General features: G+C 66.9%; 21 protein-coding genes. 8 read left to right on the top strand and 13 right to left on the bottom strand.

Annotated elements, in window-relative coordinates:
* Nucleotides 1-118: 118 nt before the first annotated feature.
* Nucleotides 119-982 carry a putative RNA methyltransferase gene (locus B5F84_RS03600; RefSeq protein WP_239378227.1) on the bottom strand — a complete coding sequence of 288 codons (864 nt, stop codon included), beginning with the start codon at nucleotides 980-982 and terminating at the stop codon, nucleotides 119-121.
* A gap of 75 nt (nucleotides 983-1,057) precedes the next feature.
* On the opposite strand from B5F84_RS03600, the gene B5F84_RS03595 reads away from it, so the two are divergent.
* Entirely contained in the window at nucleotides 1,058-1,543 is a 486-nt protein-coding gene (locus B5F84_RS03595; protein WP_204204785.1) for a nitroreductase family protein, read from the top strand.
* 86 nt (nucleotides 1,544-1,629) lie between these two features.
* On the opposite strand, the gene B5F84_RS03590 is transcribed toward B5F84_RS03595, so the two are convergent.
* The gene (locus tag B5F84_RS03590) at nucleotides 1,630-1,788 is read right to left on the bottom strand and encodes a hypothetical protein (RefSeq protein WP_204204783.1); all 159 of its coding nucleotides are present in this window, start codon (nucleotides 1,786-1,788) and stop codon (nucleotides 1,630-1,632) included.
* Between the two features lie 65 nt (nucleotides 1,789-1,853).
* Here B5F84_RS03590 and B5F84_RS03585 point away from each other — a divergent pair, with 65 nt between their 5' ends.
* A complete protein-coding gene (locus B5F84_RS03585) occupies nucleotides 1,854-2,180 on the top strand; it encodes a hypothetical protein (RefSeq protein ID WP_239378225.1) in 327 nt (108 codons plus the stop codon).
* 81 nt (nucleotides 2,181-2,261) lie between these two features.
* Here the strand turns inward: B5F84_RS03585 and B5F84_RS03580 are convergent, their stop codons facing one another.
* Entirely contained in the window at nucleotides 2,262-3,215 is a 954-nt protein-coding gene (locus tag B5F84_RS03580) for a DMT family transporter (RefSeq protein ID WP_087320879.1), read from the bottom strand.
* A gap of 389 nt (nucleotides 3,216-3,604) precedes the next feature.
* On the opposite strand from B5F84_RS03580, the gene B5F84_RS03575 reads away from it, so the two are divergent.
* Nucleotides 3,605-4,126 (top strand): nitroreductase, encoded by a 522-nt coding sequence (locus B5F84_RS03575; protein ID WP_087320876.1) that lies wholly within the window; start codon nucleotides 3,605-3,607, stop codon nucleotides 4,124-4,126.
* An 86-nt stretch (nucleotides 4,127-4,212) separates the two neighbouring features.
* On the opposite strand, the gene B5F84_RS03570 is transcribed toward B5F84_RS03575, so the two are convergent.
* Nucleotides 4,213-5,082, bottom strand: a complete 870-nt coding sequence (locus B5F84_RS03570; protein ID WP_087320873.1) for an aldo/keto reductase — start codon at nucleotides 5,080-5,082, stop codon at nucleotides 4,213-4,215.
* 151 nt (nucleotides 5,083-5,233) lie between these two features.
* Here B5F84_RS03570 and B5F84_RS03565 point away from each other — a divergent pair, with 151 nt between their 5' ends.
* A complete protein-coding gene (locus tag B5F84_RS03565; protein ID WP_087320870.1) occupies nucleotides 5,234-6,097 on the top strand; it encodes a LysR family transcriptional regulator in 864 nt (287 codons plus the stop codon).
* 33 nt (nucleotides 6,098-6,130) lie between these two features.
* Here B5F84_RS03565 and B5F84_RS03560 read toward each other — a convergent pair whose 3' ends face one another.
* Together B5F84_RS03560 and B5F84_RS03555 are read right to left on the bottom strand one after the other, a co-directional pair.
* Entirely contained in the window at nucleotides 6,131-7,285 is a 1,155-nt protein-coding gene (locus B5F84_RS03560) for an aldo/keto reductase (protein ID WP_087320867.1), read from the bottom strand.
* Between the two features lie 23 nt (nucleotides 7,286-7,308).
* Nucleotides 7,309-8,580 carry an ATP-binding protein gene (locus tag B5F84_RS03555; protein WP_087320864.1) on the bottom strand — a complete coding sequence of 424 codons (1,272 nt, stop codon included), beginning with the start codon at nucleotides 8,578-8,580 and terminating at the stop codon, nucleotides 7,309-7,311.
* Between the two features lie 109 nt (nucleotides 8,581-8,689).
* On the opposite strand from B5F84_RS03555, the gene B5F84_RS09550 reads away from it, so the two are divergent.
* Complete coding sequence (locus B5F84_RS09550) at nucleotides 8,690-8,839, top strand: hypothetical protein (RefSeq protein ID WP_158094475.1); 150 nt, start codon at nucleotides 8,690-8,692, stop codon at nucleotides 8,837-8,839.
* Entirely contained in the window at nucleotides 8,829-9,269 is a 441-nt protein-coding gene (locus tag B5F84_RS03550; RefSeq protein WP_204205491.1) for a sugar O-acetyltransferase, read from the top strand. Before B5F84_RS09550 ends, B5F84_RS03550 begins: the two co-directional genes overlap by 11 nt.
* A 317-nt stretch (nucleotides 9,270-9,586) precedes the next feature.
* On the opposite strand, the gene B5F84_RS03545 is transcribed toward B5F84_RS03550, so the two are convergent.
* From B5F84_RS03545 to B5F84_RS03530, 4 genes are all read right to left on the bottom strand, one after another.
* Nucleotides 9,587-9,934 carry a type II toxin-antitoxin system RelB/DinJ family antitoxin gene (locus tag B5F84_RS03545; RefSeq protein WP_087320859.1) on the bottom strand — a complete coding sequence of 116 codons (348 nt, stop codon included), beginning with the start codon at nucleotides 9,932-9,934 and terminating at the stop codon, nucleotides 9,587-9,589.
* A 54-nt stretch (nucleotides 9,935-9,988) separates the two neighbouring features.
* Nucleotides 9,989-11,491, bottom strand: coding sequence for a hypothetical protein (locus B5F84_RS03540; protein ID WP_087320856.1), 1,503 nt, complete (start codon nucleotides 11,489-11,491; stop codon nucleotides 9,989-9,991).
* Between the two features lies 1 nt (nucleotide 11,492).
* The gene (locus B5F84_RS03535; protein WP_087320853.1) at nucleotides 11,493-12,140 is read right to left on the bottom strand and encodes an ABC transporter ATP-binding protein; all 648 of its coding nucleotides are present in this window, start codon (nucleotides 12,138-12,140) and stop codon (nucleotides 11,493-11,495) included.
* A gap of 194 nt (nucleotides 12,141-12,334) precedes the next feature.
* Nucleotides 12,335-15,022 carry a valine--tRNA ligase gene (locus B5F84_RS03530; RefSeq protein WP_087320850.1) on the bottom strand — a complete coding sequence of 896 codons (2,688 nt, stop codon included), beginning with the start codon at nucleotides 15,020-15,022 and terminating at the stop codon, nucleotides 12,335-12,337.
* 82 nt (nucleotides 15,023-15,104) lie between these two features.
* Here B5F84_RS03530 and B5F84_RS03525 point away from each other — a divergent pair, with 82 nt between their 5' ends.
* Both B5F84_RS03525 and B5F84_RS03520 read left to right on the top strand, forming a co-directional pair.
* Nucleotides 15,105-15,857, top strand: coding sequence for a TatD family hydrolase (locus B5F84_RS03525; RefSeq protein WP_087320847.1), 753 nt, complete (start codon nucleotides 15,105-15,107; stop codon nucleotides 15,855-15,857).
* A gap of 120 nt (nucleotides 15,858-15,977) precedes the next feature.
* Nucleotides 15,978-17,102 carry a glycosyltransferase family 8 protein gene (locus B5F84_RS03520; protein WP_239378223.1) on the top strand — a complete coding sequence of 375 codons (1,125 nt, stop codon included), beginning with the start codon at nucleotides 15,978-15,980 and terminating at the stop codon, nucleotides 17,100-17,102.
* A gap of 91 nt (nucleotides 17,103-17,193) precedes the next feature.
* Here the strand turns inward: B5F84_RS03520 and clpX are convergent, their stop codons facing one another.
* The 3 genes from clpX to tig all read right to left on the bottom strand — a co-directional run bounded on the left by clpX (nucleotide 17,194) and on the right by tig (nucleotide 20,523).
* Nucleotides 17,194-18,486: an ATP-dependent Clp protease ATP-binding subunit ClpX gene (gene clpX / locus B5F84_RS03515; protein WP_087320844.1), complete on the bottom strand. Its 1,293-nt coding sequence runs from the start codon at nucleotides 18,484-18,486 to the stop codon at nucleotides 17,194-17,196.
* Nucleotides 18,487-18,490: 4 nt separating this feature from the next.
* Complete coding sequence (locus tag B5F84_RS03510; protein WP_087320841.1) at nucleotides 18,491-19,108, bottom strand: ATP-dependent Clp protease proteolytic subunit; 618 nt, start codon at nucleotides 19,106-19,108, stop codon at nucleotides 18,491-18,493.
* Nucleotides 19,109-19,179: 71 nt separating this feature from the next.
* Nucleotides 19,180-20,523 (bottom strand): trigger factor, encoded by a 1,344-nt coding sequence (gene tig, locus B5F84_RS03505; protein ID WP_204205490.1) that lies wholly within the window; start codon nucleotides 20,521-20,523, stop codon nucleotides 19,180-19,182.
* Nucleotide 20,524 lies beyond the last annotated feature (1 nt).

Genomic DNA, 20,524 nt, shown 5'->3' with positions numbered 1-20,524 from the left:
TCCCGTGGAACTTCGTCGCCGCGCTGCCGTGGAACCTGCTGGTGGCGGGCCCGCTCTCGCGCTGGGTCTTCCGCCGCGCGTTCCCTGAGGGGACGGTGCTCGCGGAGCCTGCATCCGCCTAGAGGCGGGCGGCTTGATCAAACGTCCCCACCAGGATCTCCGCCTCCATGGTGAGCGTATCGACTGACGTCCAGTCGAGAGTCGAGCCGTCGATCCCAAACATGATCGGTGACATCTCAACCGCTGCGACGAGCTGCTCTTGCGTCATTCGGATCGTGGAGGTTACCACGCGCCTCTCCCGTATCCCGCAAATATCGGAGAGGTGCCGGATCACCCGCTCGTTTGAGTAATCTCCTCGCTCAGGCGCCTTGTCACTGACCCGCTCACGAATCTCACGAAAGTGGTTTGGGGTCGGCACCACCTTGATGAGAAAGCCGCCGGGCTTGAGCGCACGCTGGAATTCCCCATAGTTTGCCGGCGAGAAGATGTTGAGGACGCAGCTCGCACAGTGGTCGCGCAGGGGAATCGCGGTTAAGTCTGCCACGAGCCATGCAACGGAGCCCTCGCGGTCCGCACCTGCGGCGAGGCGAACGGCATCTTTGGAGATATCACACGAGAAGAGCCGGATCGGCGGCACGAAACGTTCCGCCAAACGGCTCGAGAAGAAACCCTCGCCGCAGCCCGCATCGACAACGACGCCCTCGATGTCGAGTGAAACCATGATGTCGCACAGCTCGGCAGCGAGCGCATCGTACAGCCCGCTTGAAAAGACCGCGCGTCGGCTGAGAAACGAGTCCCGATCATACGGTCCCGCCGCCTTGTGATGCGCAAGCAGGTTAACGTACCCCTGGCGACCCAAATCGAAGCAATGGTTGCGTACGCAACGCAAGGATGTCCCGGACAAGCTCAGCGGCTCCCCGCAGACAGGACACGCTAGGACATCCTCGCAATTCGCGAAGGGTTTCGTTGTTTCGGCACCCATTGCCCTCCCTTTCATGCAGCGTACCCGCGCACTAGTTTAATCGCTGTGGGCATGTCGCGCAAAAAGCGACGGCACTTGAGCAAGGCACACGCCCGCGAGGATCACCGCCACGCCGAGCCACTCGACGCCGTGCTGGACGCAGGCACCTACGCGCCCACGGGCGGCGGGCACCAGTCTCCGGTGATCGTCGCGGTGACGAGTCCCGAGACCCGCGAGCGCCTGCGCGCGCTCTACGCCGCCGTCATGGGCAAGGACACCGACCCGTATTACGGCGCACCGGTGATCGTGGTGGTGCTCGCCGACGGTGAGCGCGGCACCTTCATAGAGGATGGTTCCTGCGTGCTCGAGAATCTCATGCTCGCAGCGCATGCCGTGGGGCTATCGAGCTGCTGGATCCACCGCGAGCGCGAGATTTTCGACAGCAAGGAGGGCAAGGCTCTTCTGCGCGAGTGGAGTCTACCCGAGACGCTGCGCGGTGTGGGCGCCATCGCGCTGGGTTATGCCGACGGCCCCGAGCCCGCCGCCGCTCCGCGCAAGGACGGCTACGTGGTGCGCGTGTAGCGCAAACAATTCGCACGCTCCGGAAGGGGACGCTCTGCCGGCAGCATCGATGCCCCCGGCAGAGCGCCCCTTATCCGCCTACGTCGCTATAGACGAGTCTTCACGCTGCTCACGCCGTGAAGCATCTTCACAAACGCCGGGTCGTCGTGGTTGACGATCTCGCTGTGGTTGAGGGTGAGCTCGCCGATCTTCGCCATATCCTCGTCGGTGAGCTCAAAATCCCACACGTCGATGTTTTGCTCCATGCGATCCTTGTGCACGGACTTGGGGATGACCACCACGCCGCGCTGAATATTCCACCCTCCTAGACGTGTTCGTAGCCAGCCGGTTTGCCAAGTGGTTTGCGTTCCGCTTCCTGGTGACGCCGGGCAAGAGCAGCCGCCTTGCCATCACGCTGGCCATCAGCACGATGATGGTCTTCCCGATGGTGCTCTTCATGTCGCTCTACGGCGCGCTCGAGGCGTTCACGCACGTGGGCGACCCGGCCATGATCCTGCCCACGTGGATCGCGAACATCCCGTGGAACTTCGTCGCCGCGCTGCCGTGGAACCTGCTGGTGGCGGGCCCGCTCTCGCGCTGGGTCTTCCGCCGCGCGTTCCCTGAGGGGACGGTGCTCGCGGAGCCGGTCTGCGCGTAAGCGGGCGCCCGCAGCTCTCCCGGCAGATCGGGCCACCGACGGAACCCCACGGCATCGCGCTCGGGGCCCTCCGGCATGGCCTCACCGCATTGTATGCCGTGAGAGAAGGCTCGGAGCCTGTGCGAGGCACACGCCCGCGAGAATCACCACCACGCCCAGCCACTCGACGACGCCGAGCGGCTCGCCGAGCACGACCATGGCGATGAACAATCCCGCGGGAAGCTCCGCAGCGGCCATGACGGTTGAGAGGCCTGCGGGCAGGTGTGGCGACCCCAGGCCAAAGAGCAGCACGGGGCACATGAGGCCGAAGAAGCCCGCGACCGCGGCAAAGGGCAGGATGCCCTGGAAGACGACGCCCGACACCAGGTAGTCCGGGAACACGGTGAGCGACATGACGCCCGCCCCCAGGCACACGACGAGGCCGCGCTGCTCGTTGGAGCAGAGGGCCTTCACCTTACCGGAGAGCGTCACGAAGAGCGAGCAGGTCACGGCGGCGCCGAGCGCGCAGAGGAGGGCCACCGGGTCGTAGCCCGCAAGCCCCGTCCTGTAAACGCCGCTCGCGAACACGGTGCCGAACACGATGACCGCCGCCGAGGCGACCTCCACGAAGCGCGGAGCTCGGCGCGTCATGATGGTCTGCCAGACGAGCCCCATCCACGTGAACTGGAAGAGCAGCGTGAGCGCCACCGGTGCGGGCAGCACGCTCATGGCGTAGCAGTACAGGATGGAAGTGGTGCAGGTGAGGGCGCCGAGCCCCATGAGTTCGAGCACCTGCGTGCCGGAAAGACGCTGCCAGCGCCCACCGCGCAGACGGCCGAGAAGCACCGCGAGCCCGAAGAACAGAAAGCCGAACCACGCCTGGCTCGCCACCACCTGCGCGGAGGTGAAGCCCGCCGCGTAGGCGAGCTTGTAGGTGGTCGCCATCGCCCCGTAGCAGGCGCCGCCCGCAAACACCTGGAGCGCCGCCACCGCCCGGCGGCGTCCCGAGGGCGCCATCCCCGCAGACGGCATCGGCCGATCGATCACGTTTTCCATAGCCGTTCCTCCTCTCGCCCCCCAACGCGAGGCTTCGGCTCGTTACGCCTCGAGCTCTCGGAGGAAGGCCGTCCGCACCGCCATATGGTCGATGTGTACGAAAAAGCCGCACAACCGGAGCTCCGTTGTGCGGCAAAAAGGTGGCTTGCGCCCAGAAAAGTCCACACGATTTTAGACGAATTGACTGTACGGGCCTTGGTTGCGGAAGTCAAGCAGGGGCGAGAAGTTCTTGTCGACGCTTGACACGGCGTGGGGAGTGCCCATAATGGGGCTCGAAAATCCCAGCGGATTTTTCCGGATGCCGCCATCATCTTTTCGCCGCTCACCTGTCCTTGGGCAGATGGGCGGTTTTTCTATATCGCGGTTTCCGGCGAGAGAAAGGGCAGCGTATGGCAAGCGATCTCATCGACCTCATCAAGACGCGCAGGAGCGTACGCAGCTACAAGGCGGACCCCGTCCCCCAAGAGCTGCTCGACACCGTGCTTGAGGCGGGCACCTACGCGCCCACGGGCGGCGGGCACCAGTCTCCGGTGATCGTTGCGGTGACGAGCCCCGAGACCCGCGAGCGCCTGCGCGCACTCAACGCCGCCGTCATGGGCAAGGACACCGACCCGTACTACGGCGCGCCGGCCATCGTGGTGGTGCTCGCCGACGGCGAGCGCGGCACCTTCGTGGAGGACGGCTCCTGCGTACTCGAGAACCTCATGCTCGCGGCGCACGCCGTGGGCCTCTCTAGCTGCTGGATCCACCGCGAGCGCGAGATCTTCGACAGCGAGGAGGGCAAGGAGCTCCTCAAGGAGTGGGGCCTGCCCGAGACGCTGCGCGGCGTGGGAGCCATCGCGCTCGGCTACGCCGACGGCCCCGAGCCCGCCGCCGCCCCGCGCAAGGACGGCTACGTGCTGCGCGTGTAGCTCAAACGATTCACACGTTCCGGAAAGGGACGCTTTGCCGGCAGCATCGATGCTCCCAGCAAAGCGTCCCCTGTCCGCCTGCGTCGCTAAAGACGAGTCCTCACGCTGCTCACGCCGTGGAGCATCTTCACAAACGCCGGATCGTCGTGGTTCACGATCTCGCTGTGGTCGAGGGTGAGCCCGGCGATCTGCGCCATGTCCTCGCCGGTGAGCTCGAAGTCCCACACGTCGATGTTCTGCTCCATGCGGTCGCGGTGCACGGACTTGGGGATGACCACCACACCGCGCTGGATGTTCCACCGCAGGGCCACCTGCGCCGCAGTCTTGCCGTACTTCTCGCCAATCGCGGTGAGGACGGGGTGCGTGAAGATGCCGTGGTTGCCCTCGGCGAAGGGGCCCCACGCCTCGGGCACCACGCCGTACTCGCGCATCGTGGCAAGCGCCGCCTCCTGCGAGAAGAACGGGTGCAGCTCCACCTGGTTCACGGCAGGCGTCACCTCGACGGTCTCGCAGAAGTCCGCCAGGCGCGCCGGGTAGAAGTTGCACACGCCGATGGCGCGGACGGTGCCGGCACGATACGCCTCCTCCATGGCGCGCCAGGCTCCCACATAGTCGCCGAGCGGCTGGTGGATGAGATAGAGGTCCAGGTAGTCGAGGCCGAGCTTGTCGAGCGAGGTCTGGAGTGCCGCCTTGGCGCCCTCATAGCTTGCGTCCTGCACCCAGAGCTTGGTGGTGACAAAGAGCTCCTCGCGCGCCACGCCGCTCTCGCGGATGGCGGCGCCCACCGCCTCCTCGTTCATGTAGGCGGCCGCCGTGTCGATGAGGCGGTAGCCGCAGTCGATGGCGTCAAGCACCGCCTGCTTGCATATCGCAGGGTCCGGCACCTGGAACACGCCGAAGCCCTCGCACGGCATCTCGATGCCGTTGTTGAGCGTCACTGTCTGAACGTTTGCCATGGTCAAATCCCTTCTTGTCTGATTGCGCCGTTTCTTGTCGCCACCATCATGCTGCGGCAATCGGTGACTGCACCCTACGTATTCGAGCAATTGCTATGCATAACGTGCATACTATGAGCAGAGCGCTCGCACAGCCCCCCAGGAGACACCCATGACCATCGATCAACTCGAGCACATCGCCGCCGTCGCGCGGACGGGATCGATCTTCCGCGCCGCCGCGGAGCTCCATATGTCCCAGCCAGCGCTCAGCCGCTCCATCAGACGGCTCGAGGACGAGCTCGGCTGCCAGCTCCTGCATCGCACCAGCAACAGCTCGGCACTCACCGAGGCGGGTCGCATCGCAGCGGATTACGCGGGCGATATGCTTCGCACCTATCGGCGCATGCGCGACGAGTTGGCATCGCTCGAGACGCGCCGGCGCACGCTGAGAATCGGCACCTGCGCTCCAGCCCCGCTCTGGCGCGTCACGCAGCTCGTGGTGGAGACGGCGCCCGGCACCATCGTCACCTCGGAATCCCTTGATGAGCAGCATCTGCGCCGCGGACTTATGGAGGACACGCTCGATGCCGCCATCATGCTCAACCCGCTCGTGCTGCCCGGCTTCATCTCGCAACCCATCATGACCGAGAGCCTCTCGGTGCTCCTGCCGCGCACGCACCCGCTCGCGGGCAAACAGACGTTGCGCTTTTGCGACATCGACGGCGAGACCTTCCTCATATACACCAACATCGGCTTCTGGCGCAGCGTCGTCGAGCGCGAGCTACCGCATGCGACGTTCCTCTGGCAAGAGGACCGCTCGATGTTCGAGATGCTCCTCTCCACGAGCGATGCCCTCGCGTTTAGCACCGAGGCGGCAACGCCGTATACGTTGCATCAGGCCGAAAACGTTGCCCGCGTCGCGGTCCCGCTCAGCGACGCCAGCGCCCGCGCGACGTTCTACCTCGTGTACCGTACGGACGGGCAAGGCACGGAATCTGAGCTCATCGAGCGCGTGCTACCACGGCTCTCTCGCTGAGCCCCTCCCCGCGCGCACTCGTTGCGCCTCTCGCTAGAGCCCGAAGAGCCCCGCCGCCGCGGCCATCTTGTCCGCCACCTTCACGCCAAAGGGGCAGCGACCCTCGCACGCATGGCAGGCGATGCAGTCCCCCGCGTGAGCGTCGAGCGCGCGATAGTGGTCGCGCACGGAGTCGGGCACCTCGTCGTGCAGGGCGGCGAGGTCGTAGAACTTGTTGACCGTGGGGATGTCGATGCCCTTGGGGCACGGCGCGCAGTGGCCGCAGTAGGTGCACTGGCCCAGATAGGCGTGGCACGGCGCACCGGCGAGCACGCTCGCATAGTCGCGCTCCTCGGCCGAGGCGGTCTCGTAGGCCACGGCCTCGGCCACGTGCGCGGGCGAGGAGAAGCCCACCATGATGCTCGCCACCGCCGGGCGCGTGAGCGCGTAGTGGATGCACTGCACGGGCGTGAGCGCCACGCCAAAGGGCGAGGCCGCCGCGTCGAGCAGGCGCCCGCCGGCGTACCCCTTCATGACGGTGATGCCCGTGCCCGTCTCCTCGGCGCGCGCGTAGAGCGCGGCGCGGTCGGCGTTGATGCCGCCCTCCCCCACTCCCGCGTAGTCGCCAAAGAGGTCGTCGAGGTTGTCGGTCGCGGGCATCATGTCAAAGGCGGGGTTCACCGAGAAGAGCATCATCTCGATCTCGGGGTTCTCCACCACGAGCCGCGCCACCTCGGTGTTGTGCGTGGAGAGGCCGATATGGCGGATGGTGCCCGCCGCGTGCAGCTCGCGCACGTAGCGCATGAAGGGGCTGTCGCCCAGGACGACCCGCTCGTACTCCTCGACCTTGTCCACGTAGTGAATCATGCCCAGGTCGACGTAGTCGGTGTGAAAGCGCTCAAGAAGGTCCTCGAAGGCCGGCCTCACCAGGTCGAGGTCGCGCGTGCGCGTGTACTGCCCGTCAACCGTGACCGACCCCAGGTGCCCCTGGATGACCCAGCGCTCGCGACTGCCGAGCTCCCGGAGCGCGTCACCCAGGTTGGAGCGGCGCATGGCGTCGTTCATCCAGCAGTCGAGGATGTTGATGCCCGCCTCCTGCGCAGCGCGCACCACCGCAAGCGTCTCCTCGGGCGAGCGGTCCATCCACTCGCCACCAAAGCCGATCTCGCTCACCTCGAGACCCGTGTTGCCCAGCTTGCGATAGTTCATGGTTCCCTCCTTGCAAATGATCCCTACACCGCCCATACGGGAAACGCCCAGGCGCGCTCGCTCACAGGAAAGGTGTCCTCGGCTAAGCACAGGACGCAGCCCAGCCCCACGCGCCGCTTGAAGACGGAAAGCTCCTCCGGAACGTCGGCGGCAGCAACCGGATCGAGCGCACCCATGTTACGCGCATCTTTCCTAGAAGGCGAGCCGGTTTTCTTAACTTCTATGGGGAAGAGCGTGCCGTCACGCTCCAAGAGCAGATCGATCTCTTTGCGGTCGTTCGTGCGGAAGAAGAAGAGCGATGGACTCATCCCAGCGTTCACGTAGGTCTTGTACACCTCATCGAACGCGTAGGTCTCGAATACCTGGCCGTTCATGGCCCCCACCTCAAGCGCCCGCGGGCTGGTCCAACCCGCAAGGTATGCGGCAAGGCCTGTATCAAGAAAATGAAGGACAGGCTGCTTGCTCAGCCGCTTGAGAATGTTGTTGGCATACGGCTCCACAACCTTCACCAGATACGAGCCGACCAGCAGTGACAACCACGTCTTTGCGGTCTTCTCGTTGATATCGGCGATTCGCGCTAGCTCGGCGTAAACCACGGGCTTCGAGGTGAGTGCCGCGCACGCCGCCATGAACCGTCGAAAGCGAAGCTCGTCTCCCACCTGCGCCAAATCGCGGATGTCACGCATGATATACGTGTCAATATACGCCTCGTAGGCTGCAGAGCGCATATCGTCGGGAAGCTGATAGATACCCGGAAGCGACCCTGCGCATATGCGATCGTATACATCGTTGACAGTGAGAGGCTTGGCCTGGGACACGCGTCGCACGAAGTAATCTGAGTCCACGCAAAACGGTTCCGAGGTCGCTCCCGAGATTTCCGATGTCGAAAGGCCGAGCATCTCGATGATCCCAACACGACCGGCAAGCGACTCGGACACGGCCTTCATCATGTGGAACGGCTGGGAACCCGTAAGCCACACCGTTCCGGAGTCGTCCGTCCTGTCAACCAGTTCCTTGATATAGGAAAGCAGCTCGGGAGCCTTTTGGATCTCATCGATCAGCACGGGGGGATGGTAGCGCTGAAGGAAGAGCGCCGGGTCTTCTTTGGCTGCCTGACGGATGGCGGTGTTGTCAAGCGTCACATAGGAACGAGAGATACCAGCCTGCTCGTCTTCCTCCATGAGATGTTTGAGCATGGTTGTCTTGCCGACCTGACGCGGCCCGGTAACCAGCACCACCTTGAAATACCGCGAATACCTGCGAACGACCGTCTCGAGCGCGCGTTTGATGTACATAGCCGGTCTCCTTATAAGTGTCTCAAATCCGGAGTCGGTTCCGGATTTGAGACAATTCTACCGCATGGCATCCTGACGACGCGCCTTCAAGAGCGGCGCGCTCATGTTCGTGGACGGCTTCGTGCAGCCGCTCTTCTACGGAACCTGCGACGCGCTGCAGCCCGCCGTGAGCTACAACTGGGGCGGCCGCCGCTACGGCCGCATCCTTGGGGTGCGCAAGGCTCGCCGCCGTCGACCCGCTCGACGCAGTGGGGCGTGAGGCAGCGGCGCGCGAGTTGCTAGGTGCTGCGGGACCGGAGCTCGACATCCAGCCGGGCTTTCATTGCGACAACGGCAAAAACATCTCCGTGGGCAAGCGGTTCACCGCGAACTTCAACGTAACCATCCTTGACGGCGCGCCGGTGACCTTCGGTGACCACTGCATGGTGGGGCCCGGCACGCTCATCGCCACGACAGGTCACCCGCTCGAGGCGCAGGGCCGACGCGAGCGCCTTGCCATCTCCAAACCGATCACCGTCGGCGACGACGTGTGGATCGGCGGAAACTGCGTGATTATGGGCGGCGTGACCATAGGCAGCAACGTGATCGTGGCAGCGGGAGCCGTCGTAACCAAAAACGTGCCCAGCAACTGCATCGTCGCCGGGGTTCCCGCGCGCAAGATCAAAGACCTGCCGAGGTCACCGCGATAGAGACGAAGGGATGCGTCGGGACGCCGACCCGCGACGCTACCTATAGATGTGCCTGCTTGGGCATGTGCTCAGTACCCCAGACGCACAGACCGTCGAGCACCTCCATGAGGGAGAGCACCCACCCTCTCGTCCCGCATTGTTTCGCGCCGTCTTCACGAACACGGACCTGGTCTTGTACCAGTGGACCGCTCGCGACTGCCAGCAGCCCGACGCGCGAGGAGGAGCTCCAAGGCACCCGCCACGTCAACGCAGGGCACCGGGGAGCGGCGCGCAAGCTGTGCGTCATAGGTAAGTATCCAGGAGCAGCTTGAGCGGCATCATGAGAGCCCCAACTCAGCAAGCCTCTCGTCTGCCCACTCGTCACGCAGCGCAGCGTAGTCAGGAGCGGGACGCTCCGGCTCGCTGACGCCGAGCCCCTCATAGAAGCTCGCAACGAGACGCGCGCCGGCATCATGCCCGTCATCCGCGGCCGACCTGTCACCCGCATCAAGCTCCTCCTGCCCGAGCATGCGCTCAAGAGCATCGGGAACCCGCCCCTGAACGCTCAGGTACTCCCAAAGCGCGCGAACTATTCGCGAAGGCGTGCAGCCGCACGCCTCCAGCACGGCATCACCGGCGCGCTTGACCGAACGGTCGAGGCGCACGTTCATCTGCGTCGCTTCCATGGCACCCCCTTGCTATACGTTTTTAAAAACGAGTATGGCGTAACGCGAGAGCCATCATCGCAGCGCACGGGCGAGAAGGACCACGAGCAGCGCGGCGCACGCGAGTGCGGAAGTCGCGCCCAGGAGTGACGCAAGCCCAACCGCAACCAGCGCCACGGCGCCAAACGAGAAGCTGGTCAGCAGCACGGACCCTAGCCGCACGGGCGCGGCAGGGTCGTCGAGCCCGCATGACAGCGCGAGAAGGGCGTCGAGCGCGCAGGAGAGAAGCGCGACGGTCAGGGCGTCAGTCCCGAGCGCGGCGGCACATGCGACGCTGACGGCGCACGACGCCGCGAGCGTCACCACGAGCGCCGGCAGCGCGTCGAGCACCAGCAGCCCAAGACGGCCAAACGGCAGCAGGGAGCGCACGAGGCGGTTGCGGCAGTCCTCCCGGAAGACGTGCCCGAGCTCGAGCGGCTCGCGCAGGGCGAGGCACGCACAGACGAGCCAGCAGAGCGTCACGCCCACGCCCGGTCGCAGCGTCATGACGAGCGCACCCATGGGCACGAGAAGGCCGCCCACCGAGAGCAGCCCCAGAAGCGCCGAGGGGCGTCGCACGAGCGACGCGAACGCGTGGGAGACGGGCGCCAGGCGTCCGGGCCGGAAGCGCCAGGTCCTTCTTGCCCGGCGGTTCCTTTGCGCGCGACGGCGACGGCACGCCTCCTTGTAGGCGTTGGAGTCCGCGAGCGCGAGGAAGCGCATGGAGCGACGCGCGGCATAGAGCTCGCTGTCGTCCACGACGAAGGCCATGTCGGCGTAGCAGGACCTGTTGCCGGCCATACCCAGAAGCAGCAGGTCAACAAGAAGGACGACGACCACGGAGTAGACGCCGAGGGACAGCGCCCAGGGCAGCAGCGCGGCGAGCGGCCCGGCTGCGAGCAGGAGCGCCAGGCCCGAGGCCGCCACGATCGCGGAGGCCACGACGGTGGCCGCACGGCGACGGCGCGGCTCGGCGACCGAGCGGGGCAGTGCGGTGTCGAGCGCAAAGAGCCGCGCGGTCAGCATGAGGACGGCGCACGCGGCGGCCCAAAGACCCAGGTGGGCGGAGGCAATCTCGCCGAGCAGGGCCCCGCCGAGCGCGGAGACCAGCGCGACGCACGGCAGGTCGCGCAGGAGCCGCACGACGAAGAGCTCCTCGGGGCGCACGACGCGCGCGAGCCAGGTGATATCGGGCGCGGCCAGGCGCAGCGGGGTCTCGCGCAGGTCGGAGACGCCCCACGCCACGAGGCCCGCCGCGGGCGCGAGCACGAGCAGGAGGTGCGCCAGCCGCGCGGAGACCGCGACCCCCAGGGCGTCGCGCAGCTGCCCCGCCAGGTCGAGAACCTGCGCGAACGAGAGCGTGAGCGATACGGCCATAAAGATAAGCAGGTAGAGCTGGTAGGCGCGGTCGAGAAGGTCGCGTTCCTCGTCTATGTCCGTCCCGGCGGCAAAGAGCAGGAAGCGGGCGTTCGCACGCACGTGGCGCCGCTCCAGGCGGACGAGCGTGCGCAGGCCGCCGCCGCAGGTACTGCCGCCCACCTCAGAGCTCCCTCGCGAGCGCACCGTCACGCAGCGTAAGCGAGACGTCCGGCGCGATTCCCGGCACGTCGTGATGACAGCTCAGAAGCACCGCCGTGCCCATGTGCGCCGCGGCGACGAGCTCCTGGGAGAGCACGAGCGATGCCTCGCGGTCGAGCGGGCCGTGCGGCTCGTCGAGCAGCAGCACGCGCGGGCGCAGCGCGAGGGCGAGCACCAGGGCGAGCTTTTCGCGCATGCCGCGGGAGTAGGCCGAGGGCGGCAGGCGCTCCTGGCCGGAGAGGCCAAAGCGCTCGATCAGGCGCTCCGCGCGCGGGCGGGCGTCATCGGCACGGTTGGCGGCGAGCACGAGCTCAACGTGCTCGATGGCCGTAAGGTCGTCGTAGAAGGCAGGGACGTCGGGCACAAAGGAGAGCGTCCCGGGCGTAAGGCGCGTGCGCCCCGTGAAGGGCTCTCCGGCCACCAGAATCTCGCCCGCGGACGGCTCGAGCCAGCCCGCGAGACAGCGGAAGAGCGTGGACTTGCCCGCACCGTTGGGACCGGTCAGAAAGGCGACCTGCCCGGCCGCCAGCGAGAAGGACACGTCCTCCCACACCGGCACGTCACCGTACCCAAAGCAGAGGTCCCGCACCTCGAGCGCCGCGTCTGCCACGTAAGCCCCCTCTCGTCAGATGCGGAGATGATACTCCCCCGCCACCCGACGTCAAGCCGGCGTGCCTCCCGGCCTCACACCCCCGGTCCGAGCGAGGGCCGACATGCGGGCGCCCCCGTACTTCTCGCAGGCAACTTCTGAGCGAAGCGAAGTGAGCCGGCGAGAAGTACGGGGGCGCCCCGGCGCACGAGGACCTACGCGAAGTCCGCGATCTGGGCCTTGAGCTGCTCGATCGTGGCCGTGAGCTCGGCGGCCTGCGCGCGCTTCTTCTCGATGACCGCGGGCGCCGCCTTGGCGACGAAGCCCTCGTTGGCAAGCGTGCGCTCCACGCCCGCGAGGTCCTTCTCGGCCTTGGCAAGCTCCTTGGCGAGGCGCGCGGACTCGGCGGCCAGGTCAACGAGGTCGCCCACGTGGACAAAGATCTCCAGGCCGCCGTCGGCCACGGAGACGCAGCCCTCCGGCTTCTGGGCGTCGGCGGCGGCAACGAACGCGCCCACGTGGCCCACGGAGCGCACGAAGCCCTCCTGGCCGGCGAGAACCGTCGCGTCCTCGTCGGCGCAGCGCACGGTGACGTCGAGCTCGGCACGAGGCGACAGGCGGTAGCGGGCGCGCGTGGAGCGCACGCAGGAGATGACGCGCTTGGCGAGCTCGAAGTCCTTCTCGGCGCGCTCGTTCACGAACTCGGCGAAGCGCTCGGGCTCCGGCCAGGCGGCCACCATGAGGAACTCCGCGGAGTGGTCGTCGAGGCCGGACGCGGGCAGGGCGTCCCAGACGCTCTCGGTCACGAACGGCATGACCGGGTGCAGCAGCCTCATGCAGGTGTCGAGCACAAAGACGAGGTTGCGCTGGACCTGCAGGCGCTCCTCGGGCGCGCCGTCCAGAAGGCGGCTCTTGCAGAGCTCGATGTACCAGTCGCAGACGTCGCCCCAGAAGAAGCTCTGGATCTCGCGCGCGTAGTCGCCGAAGGCGTAGGTCTCCAGCTGCTCGGTGGCGTGCGCGACGGCACGCGCCAGGCGGCTGAGCATCCACGCGTCCTCGGGCGTCACGGCGGCCGGGGCGCCCGGCTCGTAGCCCTCGAGGTTCATCTGGACGAAGCGGCTCGCGTTCCAGACCTTGGTCACGAAGCCGCGGGCCTGCTCGGTGCGCGGGCTGTCGATCAGCTTGTGGGTCTTCTTGTCGATGTTGGCGTCGAACTTGACGTCCTGGTTGTTGGTGATGAGCGTGAGGAGGTTGTAGCGCATGGCGTCAGCGCCGTACTTCTCCATGAGCTCCATCGGGTCCACGCCGTTGCCCTTGGACTTGGACATGCGGCTACCGTCCTTGGCGAGGATCGTGGCGTAGATGTAGACGTCGTGGAAGGGCACCTCGTCGGTGAAGTAGAGCGAGCTCATGATCATGCGCGCCACCCAGAGGGCGATGATGTCGCGCGCGGTCACGAGGACCTTGGTGGGGTGGTGGCCCTCCATCTGATCGGGGTTGTCCGGCCAGCCCTGCGTGGCGAAGGTCCAGAGCTGCGAGCTGAACCACGTGTCGAGCACGTCCTCGTCCTGGCGCACGTGGTGCCCGCCGCACTTGGGGCACGTGTCCGTGTCCTCCATGAGGGCGTCCTCCCAGCCGCAGTCCTCGCAGTAGAAGACCGGGATGCGGTGGCCCCACCAGAGCTGGCGCGAGATGCACCAGTCCTTGAGGTTGTCCATCCACGTGAGGTAGGTCTGGGTCCAGCGCTCGGGGTGGAACTTCACCTCGCCCGACTTCACGACCTCGGTCGCGCGCTCCTTGAGCTTGTCCACGGCCACGAACCACTGCTCGGAGAGCCAGGGCTCGAGCGCGGTGTTGCAGCGGTAGCAGTGCATGACGGAGTGGTCGAGCTCCTCGACCTTCTCGAGCAGGCCATGCTCCTCGAACCACGCCACCACGGCCTCGCGGCACTGGTCGCGGTTCATGCCGGAGAACTCGCCGTAGCCCTCGACCACGACGGCGTGCTCGTCGAAGATGTTAATCTGCGGCAGGTCGTGGGCCTGGCCCATCGCGTAGTCGTTGGGGTCGTGCGCGGGCGTGACCTTGACGAAGCCCGTGCCAAAGCCGGCGTCCACGTGCCAGTCGGAGAAGATCGGAATCTCGCGGTCAACGATGGGCAGGCGCACCATCTTGCCCACGAGCTTGGCCTTCTCAGGGTCCTGCGGGGAGACGGCCACGCCCGTGTCGCCGAGCATGGTCTCGGGGCGCGTGGTGGCCACGGTGATGTGGTCGATGCCGTCCACGGGCTCCACGAGCGGGTACTGCAGGTACCAGAGGTGGCCCTTCTCGTCCTGGTACTCGGCCTCGTCGTCCGAGATGGCGGTGCAGCAGGAGGGACACCAGTTGACGATGCGCTTGCCGCGATAGATCAGGCCGTCATGGTACCAGTCGCAGAAGACCTTGCGCACCGCGCGGGAGAACTCGGGGCTCATCGTGAACTTCTCGTCGGAGAAGTCGATCGAGCAGCCCATGCGCTTGATCTGGGAGACGATCGTGCCGCCGTACTCGCGCGTCCAGTCCCAGCAGGCGTCGAGGAACTTCTCGCGCCCGATCTCAAGGCGGGAGACGCCCTCGGACTTGAGCTTCTTGTCCACCTTGGTCTGCGTGGCGATGCCCGCGTGGTCCGTGCCCAGGATCCAGCGCGTGGAGCGCCCGCGCATGCGGCTGTAGCGCACGTAGGTGTCCTGGATGGAGTCGTCCATCGCGTGGCCCATGTGCAGGATGCCCGTCACGTTGGGCGGCGGGATGACGACGGTGCAGTCCCCCACCCCCTTGGAGCGCTGGTAGCAGCCGGCGCTCATCCAGCGCTCGATGAGCTCGGGCTCGGCGGTTGCGGGGTCGTAGGTCTTGGGCATCTCTTCCACGGCCTGTCCTCTCGTGGCGAAGGTTCATATCAGCTCAACAGAATAGCACGCGCGCGGTATCATCGCGGGAAGGGAGGGAAACATGTGGTTTGACGCACACTGCCACCTGGGCTGGTTCTCCGACCCCGTCGCCGTGGCGCGGGACGCGGCCAAGAGGGACCTGGGGCTGCTCGCCGTCACGGTGACGCCGGACGAGTTCCTCGCGCTCCGCGGGCGCCTTGCGGCCAAGAAGAACGTGCACCTTGCCGCGGGGCTCCACCCGTGGTGGGTGCGGGACGCCTCGGACGCCGACGCGCTCTGCGCGCTTGTGGGCGACCTGCGCCTTGTCGGTGAGATCGGGCTCGACGCCGCGCCTCGTCGCGCGGGGACATGGGATGCGCAGCTCGCGGCCTTCGAGCGCACCTGCCGCGCCTGTGCCGAGACGAGCGAGCCCGGGGCGCCCAAGGTCCTCTCCGTCCACGCCGTGAGGGCGGCAGCGACGGCGCTCGACGTGCTCGAGCGGACGGGAGCCGCGGCGCGCTGCCGCTGCGTGCTGCACTGGTTCTCCGGCACGTCCGAGGAGCTCTGGCGGGCGGTCCGGCTGGGCTGCCGCATCTCCCTTGGCGAGCGGGCGCTCTCGACGCGGCGCGGGCGGGAGTACGCGCGCGTCGTGCCCGCAGAGGCCCTTCTCGTCGAGACGGACCTCCCGGGGGCGCCCGGGGACACGGGAGGCGCCGCGCTGCTCGAGGGGTCCCTGGCTGGCGCCACAGCGGGCGTCGCGCACGCCCGTGGGATCGAGGAGGCCGCCGCACGCGAGCTTCTTGCCAGAAACGCCGTCGCCCTTCTTGCCCCGTGAGGGCGCGCAAGCGCCGAGACCCCGAGCGCCGCCGCACGGCACCGGTCGCCGCGCGGGCGCCACGCCCCGGCTCGGCATGGTAGAGTTGACGGGTCAGGCAGGCGCGCGAACCGAGGTCACATGAAGCCACTGCGCAAGACAACGCACGTGAGGAACCCGCTCTCGTCCACGATGCTCGCGAGCTCGTCGACCGACCTTGACCTGCCGCTTGACGACGTGGTCATCGTCTTTGCGTGCAGCGAGAACTTTGTCCCCTATCTCTCCGTCGCGATCCAGTCCATCGTCGAGAACGTGAGCCCGGACCGGCGCTACGACATCATCGTGCTCACGCGCAACATAACCCCGGCGAGCATGATCACGCTGACGCGCCAGGCGACCTCTGACAACGTGGGGATCGGCTTTCTTGACGTGGACGCCGCGCTCGGTGACATCGAGCTCCCCCATCACGGGCACTTCCGGCCGGAGACCTACTTCCGCCTCCTCGCCCCGCAGCTCCTGCCCAACGTGGACAAGGCCATCTACCTCGACTCCGACCTCATCGTCGACGCGGACGTGGCCGAGCTCTACGACACCGACGTCACGGGCTACCCGCTCGCGGCCACCCGCGACGCCGACACCATCGGCCAGATCGAGGGCTACGACGCCACCGTGGGGCCCTACCTCAAAGACGAGCTCGGCATGGACGACCCGCACGACTACTTCCAGGCGGGCGTCCTGCTCATGAACCTCGCCGAGCTCCGGCGCACGGTCTCCCCGCGCGAGTTCCTGCGGCTCTCGACGCTGCGCATGTGGCGCTGGCTCGACCAGGACGTCCTCAACCGGGTGGTCAACGGCCACTACGTGCGCGTGCACATGCGGTGGAACTACCTCATGGACTGGCAGCACCTCCGTCGCACCCACATCATAGCCAACGCCCCCGCCGACGTCCGCGCCGAGTACGAGGAGGCCGCGGCCAACCCCGCGATCATCCACTTTGCCGGGCCGGACAACCGGCCGTGGCTCTACCCCGACGCCGACCGCGCCGAGCTCTTCTGGCGCTACGCGATGCACTCCCCCTACCTCGACGAGATTCGCGGGCAGCTCGAGGAGTCACGTGCGTCGGTGAAGGGGCTTGCCAAGCGCCTCCAGGTCATTGTGCTCTACAAGGGGATCATGCCCGCCTTTGACCGGACCTGCCCTGCCGGCACGCGCCGGCGCGCCGCCGTCATAAGGGGCTACATGGGCCTTGGTGGCGCCAACCTGTAGCGCACGGCATGAATAGACGGGGACGGCCCCCTTGAGCCATCGCGAAAAGGCTCAAGGGGGCCGTCCCCGTCTTGTCATGCCGTCACGGCGACTACTCGATGATGGGCGACGCCCCGCCACCGACGGACTCCTTCGTCACGGTGACCTTGGTGATGTCGAGGTTGCTCGGCAGGTCAAACATCGTGTCCTGGAGGGTGGCCTCGCAGATGGCGCGCAGGCCGCGCGCGCCCGTCCCCCGGGCGATGGCCTGGCGCGCGATCTCCTCGAGCGCGTCGTCGGTGAACTCGAGCTTCACGCCCTCGAGCTCGAACATGCGACGATACTGCTTGACGAGGGCGTTTCTCGGCTGCGTGAGAATGCTCACGAGGTCGGCCTCGGTGAGCTCGCGCGTGGCGGTGATCACCGGGATGCGGCCCAGGAACTCGGGGATCATGCCGAACTTGTGGAGGTCCTGGGGCATGACCTGGCCCATGAGGTAGTCCTCGTCCTTCTCGGCGCTCTGGCTCACCTCGGCGTTGAAGCCGATGCCCTTCTTGCCGATGCGGTCGGCCACGATCTTGTCCAGACCCACGAAGGCGCCGCCGCAGATGAAGAGGATGTTGGTGGTGTCGATGCGAATGAGCTCCTGCTGGGGGTGCTTGCGGCCGCCCTGCGGGGGCACGCTCGCCTCGGTGCCCTCGAGGATCTTGAGGAGCGCCTGCTGCACGCCCTCGCCGGAGACGTCGCGCGTGATGGAGAGGTTCTCGGCCTTGCGGGCGATCTTGTCGATCTCGTCCACGTAGACGATGCCCACCTGCGCGCGCTCCACGTCGCCGTCGGCGGCGGTGATGAGCTTGAGCAGGATGTTCTCCACGTCCTCGCCCACGTAGCCCGCCTCGGTGAGGGTGGTGGCGTCGGCGATGGCAAACGGCACCTCGAGGAAGCGCGCGAGCGTCTGCGCGAGGAGGGTCTTGCCGGTGCCCGTGGGGCCGAGCAGCAAGATGTTGCTCTTGGCGATCTCCACCTCCTCGGCGCCTTCCTCGACCTCGTCGTTTCCGGAGAGGATGCGGCGGTAGTGGTTGTAGACGGCCACGCTCATGGCACGCTTTGCCTGCTCCTGGCCCATGACGTACTGCGAGAGCTCGTCGTAGATCTCGTGCGGGGTCGGCAGGTTCTTGATGGGCAGCTCGGGGGCGGGCTCGGCCTCGCCGTCGGCGACGTCGGGCGCCGCGTCGAACTCGGCCTCGCTGATCATGTCGGCGCAGGCGTGAACGCACTCGTCGCAGATGAAGACCCCGTTGGGGCCCGCGATGAGCTTGCTCACCTGGCTGCGGCTCTTGCCGCAGAAGGAGCAGTGGACCTCGCCGGTCATGTAGCCGAAGGAGTCGTCGTCGTTGTGAGGCATGGGGCTACTCCTGCGTCTGCTCGGTGCGCGAGGTGATGACCTTGTCGACGAGGCCGTAGGCGCAGGCCTCGGTCGCGCGCAGGTAGTTGTCGCGCTCGGTGTCGGCGTTGATCTTCTCGATGGGCTGTCCGGTAGCCTCGCTCAGAATCTCGTTCAGGCGATTGCGGATCCAGCGGGTCTCGTCGGCCACGATCTGGATGTCGGTCTGCTGGCCGGAGACGCCCGAGCTCGGCTGGTGAATGAGGACCATCGAGTTGGGCAGCGCCAGGCGCTTGCCCTTGGCGCCGCACGCCAGGATCGCGGCGCCCATGGAGGCGGCCATGCCCACGCAGATGGTGGAGACGTCGGGCTTGATGAAGTTCATCGTGTCGATGATGCCAAGACCCGCGTAGACGTCGCCGCCGGGCGAGTCGATGTAGAGGGAGATGTCCTTCTCGGGGTCCTGGCTCTCCAGGTGCAGGAGCTGTGCGATCACGAGGTTGGCGGAGTCGCGCGTGACCTCCTCGCCGAGAAACACGATGCGGTCGTTGAGCAGCCGCGAGTAGATGTCGTAGCTGCGCTCGCCGCGCGGCGTCTGCTCGACGACGTAGGGGATGAGCGGGATGTTCGTAGGCTGGTGCATGGTGGCTCCGTTTCTTGTAGAAAGCCCCGGGCGAGAGTTCGCCCGGGGCGCGTGGTGCCGTGGGAGCGGGGCTACTCGGCGTCGGAGTCCTTCTCGGCGGCGCGCTCGGCGACCTCGTCCACCACGTTCACCTTGGCGTTCTCGACGAGCCAGTCGAGGGCCTTGGTGCGGCGGATGGAGTCGCGGATGGCCGGGAGACGGCCCTCGTCCTTCCACTGCTTGACGGAGGCGTCGACGTCCTCGACGCCGGCGCGCTCGAACTCGGCGCGGACGTCGTCCTCGGTGGCCTCGAGGCCGAGCTTGGCGGCCACGGCGTCGAGGGCGAGCGACTGGCGGGCGCGCTCCTCGGCCTGGACGCGCAGGTCGGCGATGAAGTCGTCGGACTTGATGCCGCGGGCGCGCAGGAACATGTCAAGGGACACGTTCTGGCGCTGGAGCTGCGCGAGGAACTCGGAGGCGAGCTCGTTGAAGATCTCGTTCTGGTAGGCCTCGGGCACGGTCTCGAGCTTGAGCAGCTTGCCCATGGCCTCGACGACGCGGTCCTCCTTGAGGTTGGGGATCGTGGTCTTCTTGTCGCCCTCGATCTCCTCCTTGACGGCGGCCTTGAAGGCGTCGACGTCGTCGAAGCCGAACTTCTTGGCGACCTCGTCGTCGAGCTCGGGGGTGACGGCCTTCTTGATGGCGTTGAGGGTCACCTTGACGGAGAAGGTGTGGGAGTGGACCTCGCCCTCGTGCTCGTGGCTGTGGGTCCAGGCGATGGCCTTCTCCTCGCCCTTCTTCATCCCCACGATGCCCTCCTGGAGCTGCTCGGGGACCTGCTGGCCGTCAAGGGCGAGCAGACGGTTCTTGCCGGCGAGGTGGCCGGCGCCCTCGACGTTCTCCACGTCAACGGAGACGACGTCGCCGGGCTCGGCGGCGCGGTCCTCCTCGACGTCCTCGTAGGTCACCTGGTAGCTGAGGAGCTGGTTGATCTGCCAGTCGATCTCGGCGTCGGTGGCCTCCTCGGGCGGGAGGTTGATCTCCGGGGCGTCGTAGCTCTCGAGCTCGCAGGACGGGCGGACGGTGATGGTGGCGTCAACGACGTAGTCGGCGCCCTGGGCGGCGAGCTCGGGGTCGGCGCCCTCGGCGCCGAAGCTCACGCGACCGACGGGCGTGACGTCGAGCTCCTCGAGCATGAGGGGCTCGACCGCGCCGAGGAGGTCGTTGGTGGCCTGGGCGAGGACGGCCTCGCGACCGATGATGCCGTCGATCACCGGGCGCGGCGCGTGGCCGCGGCGGAAGCCCTGGAAGTTGTACTTCTTGGCGATGTCCTTGTAGGTCTTGGCGATGGCCTTGTCGACATCGGCAGCCGCGACGGTGACCTTGGCGGCCATCTTGTCGTCGATCGGCTTCTCAGCGGTGACGGTGATCTTCAAC

This window comes from Olsenella sp. An290 (assembly GCF_002159535.1).
Lineage (GTDB): Bacteria > Actinomycetota > Coriobacteriia > Coriobacteriales > Atopobiaceae > Thermophilibacter.
Note: the sequence above shows the minus strand (reverse complement) of the source record. Positions and strands in the feature narration are given on the sequence as shown.